Source organism: Nocardia sp. NPDC060220 (assembly GCF_042727815.1).
Lineage (GTDB): Bacteria > Actinomycetota > Actinomycetes > Mycobacteriales > Mycobacteriaceae > Nocardia.
In genome coordinates, this window is sequence record NZ_JBHWZY010001037.1 from 1 (window position 1) to 2,157 (window position 2,157).

2 protein-coding genes are annotated in these 2,157 nt (G+C 69.5%); one reads left to right on the forward strand and one right to left on the reverse strand.

What is annotated here, in order from left to right; all coding sequences use genetic code 11:
* Positions 1 to 6: 6 nt before the first annotated feature.
* Positions 7 to 1,287, forward strand: coding sequence for an ROK family protein (locus ACFWF3_RS33320; protein ID WP_378994422.1), 1,281 nt, complete (start codon positions 7 to 9; stop codon positions 1,285 to 1,287).
* Between the two features lie 61 nt (positions 1,288 to 1,348).
* Here ACFWF3_RS33320 and ACFWF3_RS33325 read toward each other — a convergent pair.
* Positions 1,349 to 2,157, reverse strand: an 809-nt coding sequence (locus tag ACFWF3_RS33325) for a DUF2207 family protein (protein ID WP_379317918.1), incomplete at its 5' end; no start/stop codon positions are given.

Sequence of the window (2,157 nt, forward strand, 5' to 3'; positions counted from 1 at the left end):
CTTCATATGTCTGCTCCCATCATCGATCGCCCCGTCTCCCGGACGGGCGCCGGTCGCCCTCGTGTTTCCCGCCCCGTTGTGCCGCCGGAGCTGCGGCGTAGCGACAACCCCGCCGCAGCGGTGCTGCGTACCGCGGCCTCCGGTCCGGTCTCGCGCGACAACGCCGCGCGAGCAACGGGTTTGAGTATCGCCACCGTCAATCGGCAAGTGGCGTCGCTGCTTTCGGCCGGACTGCTGCGTGAGCGGCCCGATCTGACCGCCGCGGGCGCGGTCGGCAGGCCGCGGGTGCCCTTCGAGATCGATCACGACGCCTACCTGACGCTGGGCATTCATATCGGCGCCGAGGCGACGAAGATCGTCGCCGCTGATCTGCGTGGCCGCATTCTCGGCGGGCTCGCCATCGCCACACCGCAGACCGGGCAGGAATTCGCGGTCACCACCGTCGCGCGCAGCGCCAAGGCGTTCCTGCAGCGGTGGCATCGGCGGACGCCGCTGTGGGCGGGTGTGGCCATCGGTGGGCGGGTGGATCCGCAGAGCGGTGTCGTCGACCATCCGAAGCTGGAATGGAAGGGTGCGCCGATCGGGCAGGTGCTCGGCGATGTGCTCGAGCTGCCGGTTTCCGTCGCGCCGCACGTCGAGGCGATGGCTGCCTCGGAGCTGCTGCTGCCCACCTTCGACGCGCGCAGGCCCGAGCCCGATACCGAACTTCCCGCTGCCCAGCACGGCAGCAGCCTCTACTTCTACGTCCGTGAGACCGCGGGCATCGCCGTCACCCTCGACGGCCGGGTACACACCCCGAGCAACGGGCCGGGGTCGATCGCGCATCTGCCGACGGGCTCCGATGTGCAGTGCACGTGCGGCCGGCGTGGATGCTTGGAAGTGACCGTCGGTGATCGGGCCCTGCAGGCTCGGGCTGTCGGCCGCGGAATCATCCCGGCGCACAACGGGACTGCCGGGACCACGATCAATGATCTGTATCGGGCGGCCGAGTCCGGGTCCGAATCGGCGCGGGAACTGCTCGCCGAGCGGGCGACGATGCTCGGACAGACTGTCGCGCTGGTTCGCGACATGCTCAACCCGGATCGAGTTGTGCTGGGCGGTCAGGCGTTCACGGGGTACCGGCCCGCGCTGGGGCATGTGGCTCGCTCGTTTTCGCAGAGCACGCAGTTGGCGGCCACCGATATCCGGATCAGTGGATTCGGGGGGAAGGTCCAGGAGTTCGCGGCGGTGGTTACTTCGCTGAGCGCGCTGTACGCGGACCCGTTGGCGGCTATCCGCCGGGTGTGAGAGCTGAGAAAGGCCCTGCGACTCTTCTGAGTGGCAGGGCCTTTTCGTATGCCCAGGTCGCTCAGCGCGGGTTGAAGGCGCCTTCCAGTGCGGTGATGAAGAACGGGAACTGGGCGGCGAAGCGGTGGAGGTTGGGGTCTCGGTCGTAGCCGGCGAACCAGTAGAGGCCGGGCTGTGAGTCGGCTGCGGGGTTCATGTCGCGGAAGGTGCGGATCCAGTTGTCCGCTCGGCCGCTGATCACGGTGTAGGGGAGGGCGCGGGAGAAGATCGTCTCCTGGTCGATGGGCGGGATCCGGTCGCGCACGACGGTGTCGAGACCACGGTGCATCGCGCGGATTCGGCCTGCGACGGTGTCGCCGAGTGGGGTTCGGGTGGGGAGGTAGTTGGGGAGCAGCATCGCCGCTCCGCCTGCCAGGGCGATGGCTACGCCGACCAGGGCGTGCCCCGCGGTCAGGGCGAGGGTGACCGTGATGATCAGGCCGAGGGCGATCAGGGCGGCGCCGATCCAGCGGGGGAGCGCGCGCTGTTTCGGATCGGCGAAGGCGCCGGTGGCGACGGCGTCGTTGCGCATGGCGGCGCGGATCGGGTCCAGTTGCAGGCGGCCGGGGGCGCGCAGTTCGCGGACGGCGACGGTGTCGGTGCCTTCGGGCAGCAGCATGTCGTAGACGGTGCGCTCGTATTCGCGCAGCTGGTCGTCGGGGGCGTTGACGCGGCTGATGCGCCAATCGTCTTCGCCCCGCGCGTTCACGGGGGTGATCCACAGGTAGCGCCGGACGGCGAGATCGACGACGGTGGCGGCGATGTCGACCGGATCGGCGTGTTCGTCGATGATCAGGCCGGCCTCGCCGGGGAGCACTCCGTCGGGGGAGG